This window comes from Pseudarthrobacter sp. MM222 (assembly GCF_947090775.1).
Classification (GTDB): domain Bacteria; phylum Actinomycetota; class Actinomycetes; order Actinomycetales; family Micrococcaceae; genus Arthrobacter.
This window is the reverse complement of sequence record NZ_OX352321.1, coordinates 3,683,318-3,699,943: the sequence shown is the minus strand read 5'-3', so window position 1 is coordinate 3,699,943 and position 16,626 is coordinate 3,683,318. Positions and strand designations below refer to the sequence as shown.

Below are 16,626 nucleotides of genomic sequence, written 5' to 3'. Positions count from 1 at the left end.
TAAGCCGTCCCCTTTGTATCGTCCGGCCCGTCATGCCACGCCCTGCAGGGCACCGGCCCGGGACCGGACGCCGACGTATTCACCCTTGAAGAAAAGCAGCGGTTCGGCGCCGGCCCGGGCGCTGAGGGCGCGGACCGCCGCAACAACAATGGTGTGGTCGCCGCCGTCGTACTCCTGATGCAGTTCGCAGTCCACCCACGCGAGCGCCTGGTCCAGGACGGGGTTGCCGAGGGGCGACGGAGAATGCTCGACGCCGGCGAACTTGTCGGTACCTGAGCGGGCGAACTGGGCAGCCAGGTGCTGGTGTTCCTCGGGCAGGATGTTCACCGTGAACCGGCCGGCCGCACGCAGCAGCGGCCAGGTGCTGGAGGTCCGTGCCGGGCTGAACGTGACGAGGGCGGGCTCCAGTGACAGGGACGAGAAGGACTGGCAGGTGAACCCGGCCGGCCCGTCCGCCGTCGTCGCCGTTATCACCGTCAAGCCGGTAGCGAAATGTCCCAGGATGGAGCGAAGTTTCGTGGGGCTGAGATCAAATGGTTCCGTCATGGCGAGTCCTTCCGTAGCTTGTGCACTCAATCAATCACCCCGTGGGCAGGATCCCAACCCCGGCCGAAACGCGCCGACGCCGAGCGACACACCGCTTCACTGTCCGCATCAAGAGGTAATGAACGCCTGCCGGCGAATAGCGGAGCACTGGTTCCGGGCGGCGGGCCGCAGGGGATGACCTCACCGGTGACGTACTGGCACGTGCGCTTAGCAGGCAGCGGACCGTTGCCTCCGGCCGCACGGACACAGGACAATCAGACCTGCCCCCGCAAGCTGATTAGATAGAGCCCAGCGACGCCAACGGCGGCTGCGACGGCGGCCCCGCGCAACAGATGGAGACACGATGACTACGACCACGACGACGGACGACACGCAGTCGCCCGCGACGCATGTTGCCGACAGCCACGATCTGATCCGTGTGCAGGGCGCGCGAGAGAACAACCTCAAGGACATCAGCATCGAGATTCCGAAGCGCCGCCTGACGGTGTTCACGGGAGTGTCCGGCTCAGGCAAGAGCTCGCTGGTGTTCGCCACCATCGCCGCCGAATCGCAGCGGATGATCAACGAGACCTACAGCGCCTTTGTGCAGGGCTTCATGCCTAACCTGGCGCGGCCCGACGTCGACCACCTGGAGGGACTGACGACGGCGATCATCGTCGACCAGGAGCGGATGGGCGCGAACCCGCGCTCCACGGTCGGCACTGCCACCGACGCCAACGCGATGCTCCGGATCCTTTTCAGCCGGCTGGGAAAGCCGTACGTCGGCCCACCCACGGCCTTCTCCTTCAACATCCCGACCCGGAAAGCGAGCGGGGTGATGAGCACGGAGAAGAGCGGCAGGGTGGAGAAAAGCGTTGTCCAAAACGCCGTCTACTTGGGCGGCATGTGTCCGCGCTGCGAGGGCATGGGCGCGGTCTCCGACTTCGACCTCACTGCGCTGTACGACGACACGAAGTCACTGGGCGAGGGTGCCCTGACGATCCCCGGCTACAGCATGGACGGCTGGTACGGCCGCATCTTCAGCGGCGCGGGCTTCAACATGGACAAGCCGATCGCTAAGTACACCAAGAAGGAGATGCACGACCTCCTCTACAAGGAACCGACCAAAATCAAGGTCGAGGGCATCAACCTCACGTATGAGGGCCTGATCCCGAAGATCCAAAAATCGATGCTCTCCAAGGATGTCGACGCGATGCAGCCCCACATCCGGGCGTTCGTGGAGCGCGCCATCACGTTCCAGTCCTGCCCGGAGTGCAACGGCACGCGGCTCAGCCCGGAAGCCAGGTCCTCGAAGATCCAGGGCAAGAACATCGCCGACCTGTGCGAGATGCAGATCAGCGACCTGGCCGGGTGGATCCGCGCGCTCGACGAGCCGTCGGTCGCGCCGCTCCTGAAAGGCTTGCGGCACCTGCTCGAATCGTTCGCGGAAATCGGGCTGGGTTACCTCTCGCTGGACCGGCCGGCGGGCACACTGTCCGGCGGAGAGGCCCAGCGCACCAAGATGATCCGCCACCTCGGGTCATCCCTCACCGACGTCACGTATGTCTTTGACGAGCCCACGATCGGACTGCACCCCCACGACATCGAGCGGATGAACACGCTGCTGCTGCAGCTGCGGGACAAGGGCAACACCGTGCTCGTCGTGGAGCACAAACCGGAGACCATCACCATCGCCGACCACGTCGTCGATCTCGGTCCCGGCGCCGGAACCAAGGGCGGCAGCGTCTGCTTCGAGGGAAGCGTGGAAGAGCTGCGGGGCAGCGATACCATCACCGGACGCCACCTCGACGACCGGGCCACGGTCAAAAACTCGGTAAGGACGCCGTCGGGCGCGCTCGAGGTCCGAGGTGCCTCGACGCACAACCTTCAGGACGTCGACGTCGACGTTCCGCTCGGGGTGCTCTGCGTGGTCACCGGCGTTGCCGGCTCCGGGAAGAGCTCACTGATCCAGGGCTCGGTTGCCACCCGCGACGGCGTGGTGGTGATCGACCAGGGTGCCATCAAGGGCTCGCGCCGGAGCAACCCGGCGACGTACACCGGCCTGCTCGAGCCGATCCGCAAGGCGTTTGCGAAAGCCAACGGCGTCAAGCCGGCGCTTTTCAGCTCCAACTCCGAGGGCGCCTGCCCCACCTGCAACGGCGCTGGGGTTATCTTCACCGAACTGGGCGTCATGGCCACCGTCGAGTCCACCTGCGAGGACTGCGAGGGCCGGCGCTTCCAGGCCTCGGTGCTGGAGTACACGCTGGGCGGCCGCAACATCTCCGAGGTGCTGGCAATGTCGATGACGGAGGCCGAAGGCTTCTTCAGCGAAGGGGAGGCCCGCACGCCCGCGGCCCACAAGATCCTCGACCGGCTCGTCGACGTCGGACTTGGTTACCTCACCCTCGGCCAGCCGCTCACCACGCTGTCCGGCGGCGAGCGGCAGCGCGTCAAGCTGGCCACCCAGATGGCTGAGAAGGGTGACGTCTACGTCCTCGACGAACCGACCACGGGCCTCCACCTCGCCGACGTCGAGAACCTGTTGGGCCTGCTCGACCGGCTCGTGGACTCCGGCAAGTCGGTCATTGTGATCGAGCATCACCAGGCTGTCATGGCGCACGCGGACTGGATCATCGACCTCGGTCCGGGCGCCGGCCACGACGGCGGCCGGATCGTTTTCGAGGGCACGCCGGCCGAGCTGGTTTCCGCCCGGTCCACCCTCACCGGCGAGCACCTCGCCGCCTACGTCGGGGCCTGACCGGGGGCTCGTCACCGGCGATCACTGCCATCCGGGCCCACCTCACCGACCAGTCCGTCCCGGATCCGGAAGGGCAACCCCACCGCAATCCTCCCTGCCGGGGCGCTGGTGCGGCGCCATTTGCCTTGGGCGTAGTGCTGACCCGACCGTCGGCCGTATGCTGTCCGTAGCGGTCCAGCATTGAGCCGTCGTGTTTCGTATCTCGAGCGTGAAACGTGACCCAGGAAATCTCATCCGACAACGGACAGATGGCTGACGCCGCCGTCTGGGAGATACGTTTCGACAGTCCGGACATCGATACGTTCCTTCACGAGGCAATCAGTGAGTTCGTCGACGATCTCGGCCCCCCGGGCAGGAGCATCAGTTGGGCGATTACGCTCCTTCGGGCAGAAGGGAGCATCACGCTGGCCGCCGGCAGTGCTGCCTCGGAAGCCGTCGATCGGTTGCAGTCCGCGTTCGACGACGGTCCCTCCCGCGCCGCGGTCCGCACTGGGGAGTTCGTCCTCATTCCGGATATGGGCAGGGAGCGCCGTTGGCCCGGGTACGCCAGTATGGCTCTCGGCCTGGAGATCCGGTCCGGCTTGGCCGTCCCCCTCGTCCCTGCAGATATGTTCCGCGCGGCATTCAACTTATATGCTCCACAGGCCCATGTCTTCACAAGTGCCGACATCACAGCAGCGGTCACGTTCGTCCGTCATGCCTCCTGGACCCTGCGCCTGGCACAGCAAGCGGGACGGCGGGACCAGCGCAGTGAGGAGCTCTCCTCGGCCCAGTTGTGCCGGGCCCTGGCCCCGCTGGCGCTACGGGCGCTCGTGCTGGAATACGGTTTCAGTGTGGAGGAGTCCCTGGAGTATCTGCGCCGCGCCGCCGGCAACCTTCCGCAGCCCAAAGATCAGGTCCAGGTGGTCCCGGTAGCCATGTGGGACTCCGACCAGGCCATCCTGGACCCGCGGGAGGGATCCAACCTCCAGGCTGCGGGGTCGACCAAGCCGCGGACGCGCAGCCGGAGGCGCCCCGCACCCGAGAAGACGGCCTGACGCCCCAACGCCGGGGGAGCGGGAAGGCGTCAACGTGGCCGCGCAGGACGGCAGTCCCGCGTCGGTCAGTGGCCGACGCGGGTGGTCCCGAACATCAGGGTTTGCCGGCTCACGTCGTAGAAGACTGTATCCGCGGTGGACAGGAGATCCTGCAGGTTGTCCGCGTCATCGGCGTCGATGGTGAGGACTTCCTCCCAGGCCCCCTCATCCAGCACGAGCTGCAGCGTCCACGTGCCAGGGCCACCCGCGTCCCCGGCAACCCAGCTGAACTGATAATGGCTGAGCTGGCGCACCTTGATGCTGTCGTCGGTGATTGGCTGCTTGGGTGTAGGACTCATGGTCATATCCTTGCCGGCTGCACCCGCCGCGCAGCCTCGTCGCTGTCTGCTGAATGTTTGAATAGCTCTGTCCGGCCGGCCGGCGAGTCTCTCAACCGGGACCCTAAATGTAGCCCCGGGGCCGGAGGCATGTAAATGATGGGAAGGCGCCAAGGGGAGCGGCAGGATGCGTGGGGTGGGCGTAAAATCACTGCCATCGACTGAGAGAAGGAACGTCCATGGACCAGAACCCAGCGGCTTCGGCGGAGCAGGACCCGGATAAGACCAATTCTCCGGGCAGCGGAAGCACCATACCGAAATCCAAGGACGGCGTCTGGGTCACCTCGACGCCGGGCGGATCCAATTTTGAGCCGGAAGAAGACGTTCCGGCCCGGGACGCCGGAGAGGACACCGGAGCAACAGACAAAAAGACCTGACCGCAGCGGCACTCAGCTTCCGGTGGCCGTGAACAACCGCATGTCCACCAAGACGTCCTCGGGCCGGATCGGGGCGAGCAGGGATGGGTCGTGGGGGCAACGAACAGACGTGTATCCCACTTGGGTCACGTCTCTTCCGCAGTCCCGGCAGTGCGTCACCCAGGACAGGTGGGCCCGGTGCAGGCTTCGACCCAGCGGCCCGGCGTTTATGAGGTTGCCAACCCAGTAGAGACCGACCGTCGGAGTGCCCATGGCCTGGGCAAGATGCCGGGGCCCGCTGTCGTTGCCCAGCATCACGCTGCACCGGGTGAGCAGGGCCGCCAGGGTGCCCAGATCCAACTGCCCGGCCAGGGAGGTGACCTGCGGGGAACGGGCGGCATCAACCACCTGGGCCGCCAGGTCCTTGTCCTCACTGGCTCCGACCACGAGCACCCTGCACCCGTCCGCCGCGCAGGCTGCAGCTACCTCGCCGAACAGCTCTGCCGGCCATCTGCGGCGAGGATCGGTTGCGCCGGGGTGGATGGCAACAAGCGGCGCCGCCACCTCACCGATGAGCAACTCGGCCTGGTCCACATACTCCGGAAGCGGCTGCAGCCTGGCCTCCAGCTCGACCGGGGGCGCGCCCACCAGCCCCACAACCTCAAGCGCGCGGAGGGGTTCGTGCTGGTAGTAGATGTAGGGAACGGACCGGTCCAGCTCCGCGGCATCCGCCGTCCGGAGCCCCGCGGAGAACCGGGCTCCCAGACGAAGCAGGAAAGGGTTGGAGAAGCGGCCGCCGCCGTGCAGTTGGACGGCCAGATCGAACTTCTCCGAGGCCATCTCGGAGAAAAAACGTTCAACCTCGACGGCGTCCTCCGGGCCCGGGCGGACCCCCTCAGCGAACGGCAAAATCCGCACGTCCCGGAGCGGGGGATGGGTGCTCCGGAGCAGTTCACGATGCGCCGGCGTGCCCAGCAGGGTCAGTGCGGCCCGGGGGTAGGCCGCCCTGAGGGCGGCCACAGCGGGGAGGGCAAACATGAGGTCCCCGAGTCCGCCGCCCCGGAGCACGGCGATCTTTTCGACGTCGGGGAACTTCTCCAGGACCGGTCCGACGCCCCAGCCCACTTCTTTGGCGCCGCCGAACTCCGCGGTGGTCTCGTCCACTATCCGGCTCCCGTCGCTTGCTGCGGCCACAGCGGTCCGAGGCCGCGGACCGCTGCCAGCACCTCGTGGACCTCCACGCCGAGAAGTGCCGGATCAGGGTCCGCCGCGAAGGTGTCCCCCCGCCGCAACTCAGCCTTGGTCAGGACAGTATGGGGTCCGGGGGTGGACCCCAATGGTCGGGGGAGGCCGGGCCAAAGAGCACCACGGAAGGACGCCGGTACGCCGTTGCGAGGTGCGCCGCGCCGGTATCGGCGGAGACCACAAGCCTGGACTCCGCGATGAGCGCCGCGAACGCGTTGAGGGACTGCTGCCCAGCCAAAACAACGCCTTCGCGGAGGCCCGCGAGGGCGGCAATCCGGGCAGCGCGTGGCCGTTCCGCGGCGCTGCCCGTGAAGACCACGTCGTGACCGGCCTGCGCCAGTTCGGCGGCGACCTCGGCAAAGCGGTCCTCGGGCCAGAGGCGGCTTCCGTACGCGGCCCCGGGGTGAAGCACAGTCGCGCCCGGCCGGTCCGTCCGCACCGGGGGCAGATTCAACCCGAAGTCCCCGGAATCCGCCTCGATGCCGTGCCATTGCAGCAACCGGGCCCACCGTTGACGCTCGTGCATGTCGTCTTCCCAGACTGGGCCCGGCCGGCCATCGGAGGCATGCGATATGACCCGCCGCGGCCGAAGTGCATCGATGCGGGAATCGCTCTCCGGGCCCCTTCCATGCAGATTAACCGCGACGTCCACCCGTCCCGGCGGCAGGGCCAGCGGGACGTCGAGGCCATGCGTTGGGAGCAGTTCGTAACCCCCGACCAGGGCTAATGCGTCCTCAAGCCAGTCCTGGGCAGCATAGAGGAGCCGGTGCGCAGGATAAGCCCGGCGCAGGGCATGCAGGGCCGGGACAGCGACGAGCAGATCGCCGAGCTTCAGCGCCCGCAACACCAGCACCACCGGCCGGCCGTCCTCGGATACGAGCACTGAGCCCCCTCCCGGTTCTCGAGATAGATCACCTCTTGAACGAGGAGTGTAGTCCGATGTTCGGGAATGCAGTACCGGTAGGCTGCCCGTCCTATTGACGCCCGGCGGCAACCGGGCATAGCCTACAACCAAATGGTTGTAGATCAGAGAAGTGAGGCCGACATTGACCGCCTGTTCCAGGCGCTCGCAGATGCCACCCGCCGCGACATAGTTCGCCGGGTGACGGTGGGGGAGTATTCGGTGTCCGGCCTGGCCGCCCTCTATGCCATGAGCTTTGCCGCCGTTCAAAAGCATGTGGCGGTGTTGGAACGCGCATCCCTGGTCACCAAGGAGAAACGCGGAAGGGAGCAGATCGTGCGGGGCAGCCACGAAGGTCTAGAACGAGCCCGGCGGTTGCTCGATGAGTACGAAGCGATCTGGCGGCAGCGTGCCGGGCGGATCGCAGACATCCTCGCTGAAAAGCGTTACGTCCTCACCGAAGAATAGGAAGGGTAGCGAGAAAATGACGGTTATCAGTTCCACCAAGAATCCGGAGGCGTTGAGCTTCACCCTCATCGCCGAGTTCGACGCCGGCGTCGAGCGCGTCTGGCAGATCTGGGAAGACCCGCGGCAGCTTGAGCGCTGGTGGGGGCCGCCCACGTGGCCGGCCACCTTCGAAAAGCACGAATTCACCCCCGGCGGGGAGGCCAGTTACTACATGACGGGACCCGACGGTGAGAAGGCCCGCGGCTGGTGGCGCATCACCGACGTCCAGCCCCCGACGCATCTCGAGTTTGACGACGGTTTCGCCGACGACGACGGTGCTCCCGTTGAGGCCATGGGCACCACCCATGCCACCGTCACGCTCGAGGAAATCGGTGACCGCACCCGGATGACCATTCTGTCCACATTCGAGTCTGAAGATCAGCTGAACAAGATGGTCGAGATGGGCATGGAAGAGGGCATGAAGGAGGCCGCCGGCCAGATCGACGCCCTCCTCGCCGAGCACTCCCGCGCTTGACCCAGTGGGTCCGTAACGGTTTGCGGGCAGGAATGCGTAACGACGACGGCGGGACCTCCCGCCGTCGTCGTCCGTCCGCAGCGCGAGACCACGGCCCCCTTGTACCCTGCCGGGGCGCGCGCCACCATGGAAGCGTCGGCAAGGCTCCTGGGAGGTTGGGTGGCGCCGGCGCTCCACAGGAGGTGCGGCAGCATGTCCCGGAACGAAACTGCCCGCGAGGCCGGACTCAAGCCCCTCGTCAGCCCTGGCGATTTCACGGGGCTGCCCGGGCTATGCCACCTGGCGGCAGCAGGGGAGACGCCGATGCTCGCCTCCCAGGCAGCCGTGTTCAGCGACTTCATGTACGACAAAGCCATGGGCATGGCAGGCCGGGAACGCATCTACGCCAAGGTGTCCCGGACGGCCGATTCACTGGCAGCTCTTCTTGGGTGCCAGGCGGTGGACCTCGGATTCCCGCAGAACGTGGCGCAGGCCATGAACATGGTCGCGCGCACTATCGATCTTCCGGACGGAAACGTGGTGCTGCCGCAATGGGAATACCCCTCCGTTCTGTATCCCTGGGTTACCGGAACAAACCTGGAGGTCCGCCTCGTAGTGAGCCCTGACCACCTGATGGATGCCCGCCGGTTCCGTGACACGGTGGACCCCCGCACCCGGGCGCTCGCCGTTAGCCTCGTCTCCTACTACACCGGCGAGCTGATCGACCTCGCCGAGTACCGGGAAATCGCTGATTCCTGCGGGGCGCTCCTGATCGTGGATGTTTCCCAGGCCCTCGGCGTGGCTAACTTCGATATATCGCTGACCGACTTCGCCTTCGCATGCGGATACAAATGGGCGCTGGGCACGCACGGCGCCGGGATTGCGTACTGCAATGCGGCTCGGCAGCCCAACTGGCAGCCGAAGGAATCCGGCTGGACTTCGGCCGAATGGGTGGACGCCGACGTCCGGGACACTTCGGTGACGCCGGTCCGGGACGGCCGGCGCTTCGAACTCGGCAATCCCGCGGCATTGTGCGTGCAGATTCTCGGCACCGGCGTCGACTACCTGCGGGCTGCGGGAATCGACAGCGTAGAGCGTCACGTCCGGGCCCTCACCGACGTGCTGTGGGCTGAACTCCATGCCCTCGGCATGAGGATGCTCACACCCTCTGACGCGCATCGGCGCCTGGGAATAGTCGCATTTGCGGTCGAGGATGAGGCCCACTGGAGGCGCGGACTGGAAGCCCGCGAGGTTCTTGCGTGGACCGGCGACAAGCGGGTTCGGATCTCCCCGCACCTGTACAACGGGATGGCGGACGTCCGCCAGGCCCTCGATGCCGTTGAGGCCGTGCGGAACGCCGAGAGCAAGGGGGAGCAGCCATGAAACGGCGCCCAGCGGGCGACGGCGGGACGTCCAGGAGACCGTCGAGGAACTCGGTCATGAGGGTACTGCCTTCGCCTGCTGGTGCCTGAGGAAATTCTCCACCGGCGGGGCTCAGGCCTGAAGAGGGGACCCGATTCCGCCGGGGCGCAGCGGCATTGCCTGCGAGCGTGAACAATAGAGCCATGGCACGAGGCAATCTGCGCATTTTCCTGGGAGCTGCACCCGGGGCCGGGAAGACCTTTGCCATGCTGGAGGAGGGCCGCCGGCTCCAGTTGCAGGGAACGGACGTTGTCGTCGGGGCGGTGTCCGTCCGTGGCAGGGCTGAAACCGCCGTGCTCCTGGCAGATCTGGAGCTGTGCCCGGCCGGATCAGGAGACGAGGCCGGGCTGGACGTTGCGGCCGTGCTGGAACGTTCCCCCGAGGTGGTCCTGGTCGACGACTACGCCAGCAGCCGGTGTTCCGGCACGGGTAACACTGCCCGCTGGCAGGACGTGGCCGTCCTGCTGGAGGCGGGCATCGACGTGATCTCCACCCTGGACATCCGCTGCCTGGAGTCCCTCTCCGACGTCATCGAAAGCATCACCGGCGACAGCGAGGCGGAGAAGGTTCCCGATGCCGCCGTGCGGGGAGCCGACCAGATCGAACTGGTGGACGCGTCCCCCGAATTGTTGCGCCAGCGCCTTGGGGAAGGGAAGATCTACCCCCGGCAGCAGGACGCAGATGCCGCCCTGGCCGGTGACTTCCGGATCGGACCGCTCACCGCATTGCGGGAGCTCGCCCTGCTGTGGCTGGCCGAGCGCATCGATGCCGGACTGTCCGGCTACCGGGCAGGGAACAACAAACGGGACGGCTGGCCCACCCGTGAACGGATCGTTGTCGGGTTGAGCGGGCTGCCTGAAGGGCGGACGCTGATTCGCCGGGCGCTGAGAATGCTTTCGAACGCTGCGGGCGGGGAGCTCCACGCGGTCCATGTCCGCACCAGCGCCGCAGGGAGCGAGCTGAGTTCCGGCAAGGAGCTCGAGCTGCAACGCAAGCTCACCGTTGACGCCGGAGGCGTCTTCCACGCTGTCGGCGGCGAGGACGTTGCTGCCACCCTGCTGGAGGTTGCGCAAAACCTCCACGCCAGCCAGATTGTCCTGGGAAGCTCCCGGCGCCGGGCGAGGGCCCGCTTCCGCCGCGGGACGACGGCTGCCGTCCTGCGAAACGCGGGCGCCCTCGACGTACACCTTGTGACGCGGGAGGCGTCCGCGGAGGCGGCCGGGACCGGCCGCGCGCCATCGCGCCTCGGCCGCCGCCGGGAGATGACAGGCTTCGCCCTCGCAGCGGGCCTGCCCCTGCTGCTGGAGCTTGCCCTGGATCTGCTCCCGCACCGGCAACTTTCCACCGACATGCTGGTTCAACTGACCGGCATCGTGGCAGTCGCCCTGGTCGGGGGGCTCTGGCCCGCCGTGTTGGCCGCCGTGTTGGCAGGGCTGACCGTCAACTATTTCAGCGTCCGGCCGATAGGCTCGCTGTCAGTGATCGATCCGGAAAACGTGCTGGCGCTGCTGATATTCCTCCTCGTGGCCGTGTCAGTATCCCTGGTGGTGGACAGGTCCGCGAGGCGCAGCAAGGAAGCCCGGCGGGCCGGCGCGGAAGCCTCCATCCTGGGAGAGCTGAGCCGTAGGGCGGTGGCAGAGGGCAGCAGCGTCCCGGCAGTCCTGGAGCAGGTCCGGGAACATTTTCAGGCGGCCGGTGCCGGCCTGTGGGTCCGCGGTGCCACGGCTCCCGGAACCGCACGCTGGCAGCTCGCGGAATACTCGGGTGCATCCCGTCCGGCGGAGATGCCGGACGAGGACATCATCGAACAGTTGGACGAGACCCGGATCCTCTCACTGACCGGCCGGGAACTCGGCCAGGACGACAGGCGCCTGCTCAGTGCGTTCGGGTCGCATCTGCTGGCCATGCTGCAGCGCGAGGAACTGACGGCCAGCCAACGGGAGAACCTGCGGCTGGCGGAAGGCAACAAGATGCGCACCTCCATCCTGCGGGCCGTGTCCCACGACCTGCGGACGCCGCTGGCGGGCATCAAACTGGCGTCCAGCAGTCTCCGGGACCGGAATGTATCATTCACCCCAGGGGAACAGCAGGAACTTCTTGCCACCATAGAGTCCGGGGCTGACCGGCTGGACCGGCTGGTCAGCAACCTCCTGGACATGTCCCGGATCACGGCAGACTCCGTCGCGCCCCTCATCGCCCCGGTCTACTGGGCGGATGTGATCTCCGAAGCCCTCCGGGGAACAGCCTCAGAACGCGTCCGGGTGCTTCTGCCTGACAACATGCCGCCGGTTGACGCGGACCCCGGCATGCTGGAACGGGTGATCGCCAACCTTGTGGAGAACGCCCTCAAATACGCGCCGGACTCCGACGTCGTGATCGCCGGAGCGGTGGGCGGCTCCGGTAACGCGACAATCGGCGGTGCCCCGGCCAGCGAGTTGAGTGTGGTCGATCACGGCCGCGGCATCCCGGCCGAGGAAGTGCTTGCCATGTTCCGTCCGTTCCAGCGGGCGGATGACACCACGGCAGGGACCGGCATCGGACTGGGACTGGCGGTCGCCAAAGGTTTCACCGAAGCGATGGGAGGGATGCTGTTGGCCGACCCTACCCCCGGCGGCGGCCTGACCATGGTGATCCGGTTGCCGCTTTCCACCGGCGCAGCGCCGCCCGCCATCAGCCCGAGAGGACACCATGCCGGCAGTGCTGATAGTCGATGACGAAGTCCAGATCCTCCGTGCACTGCAGATCAACCTGAATGCCCGGGGGTACTCCACTGTCACGGCCTTTACCGGGCAGGAGGCGCTGGATCAGGCTGCCCGCCATCCGGTCGACGTCGTCATTCTGGATTTGGGGCTGCCGGATCTGGACGGGGTTGAGGTTCTCCGCCGGCTGCGCCGCTGGAGCGGCGTCCCCGTCATCGTGCTCTCGGCCCGGCACGGCTCCGAGGACAAAATCCAGGCCCTGGACGCCGGCGCCGACGACTACATCACCAAGCCGTTCGGCATGGATGAACTGCTGGCGAGGCTTCGTGCCGCGCTGCGCCGGAGTACCTCAGCAGATGTCCCGGTGGTGGAAACCGCTGACTTCGTGGTGGACCTGGCCGCGAGGCGCGTTACCCAGCGCGGCGCCGCAGTGCGCCTTACGCCCACGGAATGGAACATCCTGGAAATGCTGGCGCGGAACAGCGGTGCACTGGTCACCCACGAGCAGCTGCTCACCCACGTCTGGGGCCCGGCTTACGCCGGCGAAACAGCCTATCTGCGCGTCTACCTCGCCCAGCTCAGGAGGAAGCTCGAGCCGGACCCAGCAAATCCCCGCCACCTGCTGACCGAAACCGGGGTGGGCTACCGGTTCCAGGAATAACAGCTCGGCCGTTGGCATGGGCGTCCCGGCCGCCCGGGCCGGCGGCGTTAAGAAAGCGTTAAGATCCCCCGGATTCTGCTGTCACGACGCGCGCCCCGGGCTACGCTCCGGTGGTTGGATTCCCGAGCATCCGGTGCCCAAGCCCCGCGTAATCGCGACGGCTGAGGGCTCGCACCGGGAGCCGGGATTAGGCTGGCCCGCTCCTTGCAGTACAGAAAGACACGTCGTTGACAGCATCTGCCCAATTCTCGATCCCAGCCAGCGTTCCAAACCCGGAACGCCCGGCTGAACCCGGCAATACGCTGGTCAGGTGGCTTCTGGAACATCGGGTGCACCCACCCGTCGGTCCCGAAGCGGCCGAAGACACCGCGCACCAGCAGAGCTGGTGGAAGGTCATGTGCCTGACAGGGGTGGACTACTTCTCCACGCTGTCCTACCTGCCCGGCATCGCAGCGCTCGCCGCCGGAGCACTCTCCCCGCTCGCCACCCTGCTGATAGTGGCCCTGACCCTGCTGGGGATGCTGCCGATGTACCGCAGGGTCGCGAAGGAAAGCCCGCACGGACAGGGATCAGTCGCGATGCTGGAAAACCTCCTGCCGTTCTGGCGGGGAAAGATCTTTGTCCTGATCCTGCTCGGCTTCGTCGCCACGTCCTGGATCATCACCATCACCCTGTCCGCGGCGGACGCCACCGTCCATCTGCTGGAAAACCCTTACCTGCCCCCGTTCCTCGAAGGCCAGGCCGTGGCAATCACGGTGGTGCTGCTCCTGATCCTTGGCGGCGTGTTCCTGCTCGGCTTTTCCGAGGCCGTGGCCGTCGCCATCCCGTTGGTAGCTGTCTTCCTCCTGCTCAATGCCGTCATCATCGGCGTAGGGATCGTTGACATATTCAGCACGCCGGGGGCACTCTCCACTTGGATTGAGGCCCTGGGCTCCGCCGGAGGCGGGTTCGGCGGCATCCTCGGGCCGGCGCTGATGGCGTTCCCCTTGCTGGTGCTTGGCCTGTCCGGCTTCGAAACCGGGGTCAGCATGATGCCCCTCGTCGCAGCCAAGGGTGCCACCCCCGAGGAGCGGCTGGAATCACGAATCAGGAACACCCGCACGCTCCTCACGGCGGCGGCCCTGATCATGAGCGTCTACCTGATCGGCAGCAGCTTCGTCACCACGGTGCTGATTCCTGCCGAAGCGTTCCAGGAGGGCGGGGAGGCCAACGGACGGGCCTTGGCCTACTTGGCCCACGAACGGCTGGGCAACGGCTTCGGCTCGGTGTACGACGTGAGCAGCATCTTGATTCTCTGGTTCGCGGGGGCCTCGGCGATGGCAGGCCTGATCAACATCGTTCCCCGGTACCTGCCGTCCTACGGTATGGCACCGGACTGGTCACGGGCGGTCCGCCCCGTGGTCCTCGTCTACACCGCGATCAGCATCCTCATCACGATCGGCTTCAACGCCGACGTCAACGCCCAGGCCGGCGCCTACGCCACGGGGATCCTGGCCATGATGGTCTCCGGTTCCATCGCGGTCACCATCTCGGCCGCCCGCCGGAAAAAGCGCCAGGCCGCCGTCGGGTTCGCCGTGCTGACCATGGTGCTGCTCTATGCCCTGGCCGCGAACGTGATTGCTAAGCCGGACGGAATCGCAATTTCCGGTTTCTTCATCCTTGGAATCGTCGCTATCTCCCTGGTCTCGAGGGTCAGCAGAACCACCGAGCTGCGTGTGGACAAGATCGAATTCGATGACGCCGCCCGGCGCTTCATCACCGATTCCCTCGAGTTCGACGGCAGGCTGAACCTGATCGCGAACCGGCCGGAGAGCCGGGACGTCGCGGAATACGCCGGTAAGGAGATCACGCAGCGGGAAATGAACCCGGTGCCCGGCACCGCCGACGTGATGTTCCTAGAAATCGATGTCACGGACCCCTCCGGCTTCAGCGACATCCTGGAGGTCAAGGGGGTTGAAGTGGGCGGTCACCGCGTCCTCCGCGCCGAGAGCCCCGCGGCCCCTAACGCCATAGCCGCGATCCTCCTCGCACTCCGGAACGCCACGGGAGTGCGCCCGCACGCCTACTTTGAATGGTCCGAAGGCAACCCGCTGGCGCACCTGATGCGCTACCTGCTGCTCGGCCGGGGGGACACCGCCCCCGTGGTTCGCGAAATCATCCGGGAGAACGAGCCCGACCCGGAGCGTAGGCCTGGCATCCATGTCGGCTAAGGCGCGGAAGGAGCATGTTGCCGTCCCGGAATGGCGTTAGCCGCCCCGGCAGGGCGGGGGGTGCCGGCATGGCGGTAAGGGGGTTGCCGCGGAACGGCAAAGCCCACGCCGCCCGGCCGGAGAGCGCCCTCCGACGCGCTCTCTCGCATCCCGTCCGTTCCGTGCCGCTGGCCTTCCTCGCCGTGATCCTCGTCGGGGCCGGGCTTCTGATGCTTCCCATCGCCCGCGCCGGCGATGGCACGGATGTCCTGATGCCCGCGCTCTTCACCTCGGTTTCAGCCGTGTGTGTCACCGGTCTGACCACCGTGGACACGGCAACGTTCTGGACGCCATTTGGGCAGGGCATCATCCTGCTCCTCATCCAGGCGGGCGGGTTCGGGATCATGACCCTCGCGACCCTCCTCGCGCTGCTGGTCCGCAAGAGCATCGGGCTCCGCGGCCAGCTCGTCGTGCAGTCCGAGACGCACACCCTGAACCTCGGCGACGTGCGGGCCGTGCTGTTCCGCGTTGCCAAAATAATGGTCTTCTTCGAAGCCGCCACGGCTGCGGTACTCACGGCGCGGTTCTGGATCGCCTACGACCGGAACCCCGCCACAGCTCTCTGGCACGGAACGTTCCATGCGGTGTCGGCCTTCAACAATGCCGGGTTTTCCCTGTACAGCGACAACCTCATCGGCCTCGCCGAGGACCCCTGGATCATCATCCCGATATGCGTCGCGATCGTCGCCGGAGGGTTGGGCTTCCCGGTGATTATCCAACTTTTCCGCGGAGGTATGAGAGTGCGGGACTGGAGGGTCCACCTTCGCCTCACGATTTACGGCAGCCTGTTCCTCCTGCTGGCCGGCTTCGCGCTTTTCGGCGCGTTCGAGTGGAACCGGAGCGAGACGCTGGGGCCGCTGACGTTGACCGGCAAGCTCCTGGGCTCGCTCGCCGGAAGCGTCTTCCCCCGCACCGCAGGATTCAACAGCATCGACTACGGGGCGGCAGCACCCGAAACGCTCATGGTCACCAACATCCTGATGTTCATTGGCGGCGGCAGTGCCGGCACCGCGGGCGGCATCAAGATCACGACTTTCCTGGTGTTGGGCTTCGCCATCTGGAACGAGGTCCGGGGCCGCGACGAGGTCACGGTTGCGCACCGCTCCATCAGCGCCTCAACGCAGCGCCAGGCGCTGTCCGTCGCGCTGTTGGGCGTCGCCGCCGTGGTTGGCGGAACGCTGCTGTTGCTTCTGCTCACCGACTACGGCCTCGAGAAGGCCCTGTTCGAGTCCATTTCCGCGTTCGCCACGGTGGGGATGAGCACCGGGATCACCTTCAACCTGCCGCCGGCCGCGCAATGGGTGCTGATGGCGCTGATGTTCACCGGCCGCATCGGGACAGTGGCCGTTGCATCCGCGCTCGCCCTTTCGTCCCGCCCCCGCCTGTACCGGCTTCCCGAAGAACGGCCGATCATCGGCTAGGAGCGCCCAGCAGG

Annotated in this window: 13 protein-coding genes and 1 pseudogene; 10 read left to right on the top strand and 4 right to left on the bottom strand. The window is 66.6% G+C overall.

The genetic code is table 11. From position 1 onward, the window contains the following. Positions 1 to 30: 30 nt before the first annotated feature. Positions 31 to 546, bottom strand: coding sequence for a flavin reductase family protein (locus OM977_RS16960; RefSeq protein ID WP_264355053.1), 516 nt, complete (start codon positions 544 to 546; stop codon positions 31 to 33). A 343-nt stretch (positions 547 to 889) separates the two neighbouring features. Here OM977_RS16960 and OM977_RS16955 point away from each other — a divergent pair, with 343 nt between their 5' ends. Beyond that, complete coding sequence (locus tag OM977_RS16955; protein ID WP_264355052.1) at positions 890 to 3,283, top strand: excinuclease ABC subunit UvrA; 2,394 nt, start codon at positions 890 to 892, stop codon at positions 3,281 to 3,283. A 215-nt stretch (positions 3,284 to 3,498) separates the two neighbouring features. Continuing rightward, positions 3,499 to 4,320: a GAF domain-containing protein gene (locus OM977_RS16950; protein ID WP_264355051.1), complete on the top strand. Its 822-nt coding sequence runs from the start codon at positions 3,499 to 3,501 to the stop codon at positions 4,318 to 4,320. A gap of 65 nt (positions 4,321 to 4,385) precedes the next feature. Here the strand turns inward: OM977_RS16950 and OM977_RS16945 are convergent, their stop codons facing one another. Further along, positions 4,386 to 4,658, bottom strand: a complete 273-nt coding sequence (locus tag OM977_RS16945; RefSeq protein ID WP_264355050.1) for a hypothetical protein — start codon at positions 4,656 to 4,658, stop codon at positions 4,386 to 4,388. A gap of 218 nt (positions 4,659 to 4,876) precedes the next feature. On the opposite strand from OM977_RS16945, the gene OM977_RS16940 reads away from it, so the two are divergent. Further along, a complete protein-coding gene (locus OM977_RS16940; protein ID WP_264355049.1) occupies positions 4,877 to 5,074 on the top strand; it encodes a hypothetical protein in 198 nt (65 codons plus the stop codon). Between the two features lie 12 nt (positions 5,075 to 5,086). Here OM977_RS16940 and OM977_RS16935 read toward each other — a convergent pair whose 3' ends face one another. After that, on the bottom strand, positions 5,087 to 6,217 hold the full coding sequence (locus OM977_RS16935) for a glycosyltransferase family 9 protein (protein WP_264355048.1): 1,131 nt from the start codon (positions 6,215 to 6,217) through the stop codon (positions 5,087 to 5,089). Continuing rightward, positions 6,217 to 7,181 (bottom strand): annotated as a pseudogene (locus tag OM977_RS16930) (glycosyltransferase family 9 protein). The gene OM977_RS16935 and the pseudogene OM977_RS16930 overlap by 1 nt, the downstream one beginning before the upstream one ends. Before the next feature lie 132 nt (positions 7,182 to 7,313). On the opposite strand from OM977_RS16930, the gene OM977_RS16925 reads away from it, so the two are divergent. The 7 genes from OM977_RS16925 to OM977_RS16895 all read left to right on the top strand — a co-directional run bounded on the left by OM977_RS16925 (position 7,314) and on the right by OM977_RS16895 (position 16,612). Next, positions 7,314 to 7,667, top strand: coding sequence for an ArsR/SmtB family transcription factor (locus tag OM977_RS16925; protein ID WP_264355047.1), 354 nt, complete (start codon positions 7,314 to 7,316; stop codon positions 7,665 to 7,667). Positions 7,668 to 7,683: 16 nt separating this feature from the next. Next, the gene (locus OM977_RS16920) at positions 7,684 to 8,181 is read left to right on the top strand and encodes an SRPBCC family protein (RefSeq protein WP_264355046.1); all 498 of its coding nucleotides are present in this window, start codon (positions 7,684 to 7,686) and stop codon (positions 8,179 to 8,181) included. 192 nt (positions 8,182 to 8,373) lie between these two features. Further along, a complete protein-coding gene (locus tag OM977_RS16915) occupies positions 8,374 to 9,543 on the top strand; it encodes an aminotransferase class V-fold PLP-dependent enzyme (protein WP_264355045.1) in 1,170 nt (389 codons plus the stop codon). Positions 9,544 to 9,725: 182 nt separating this feature from the next. Further along, positions 9,726 to 12,296, top strand: coding sequence for a DUF4118 domain-containing protein (locus OM977_RS16910; RefSeq protein ID WP_264355044.1), 2,571 nt, complete (start codon positions 9,726 to 9,728; stop codon positions 12,294 to 12,296). Continuing rightward, entirely contained in the window at positions 12,271 to 12,942 is a 672-nt protein-coding gene (locus tag OM977_RS16905; protein ID WP_264355043.1) for a response regulator, read from the top strand. Before OM977_RS16910 ends, OM977_RS16905 begins: the two co-directional genes overlap by 26 nt. A 227-nt stretch (positions 12,943 to 13,169) precedes the next feature. Further along, the gene (locus OM977_RS16900) at positions 13,170 to 15,152 is read left to right on the top strand and encodes an amino acid transporter (protein WP_442960665.1); all 1,983 of its coding nucleotides are present in this window, start codon (positions 13,170 to 13,172) and stop codon (positions 15,150 to 15,152) included. Positions 15,153 to 15,220: 68 nt separating this feature from the next. After that, positions 15,221 to 16,612: a TrkH family potassium uptake protein gene (locus OM977_RS16895; RefSeq protein ID WP_264355041.1), complete on the top strand. Its 1,392-nt coding sequence runs from the start codon at positions 15,221 to 15,223 to the stop codon at positions 16,610 to 16,612. Positions 16,613 to 16,626: the final 14 nt, after the last annotated feature.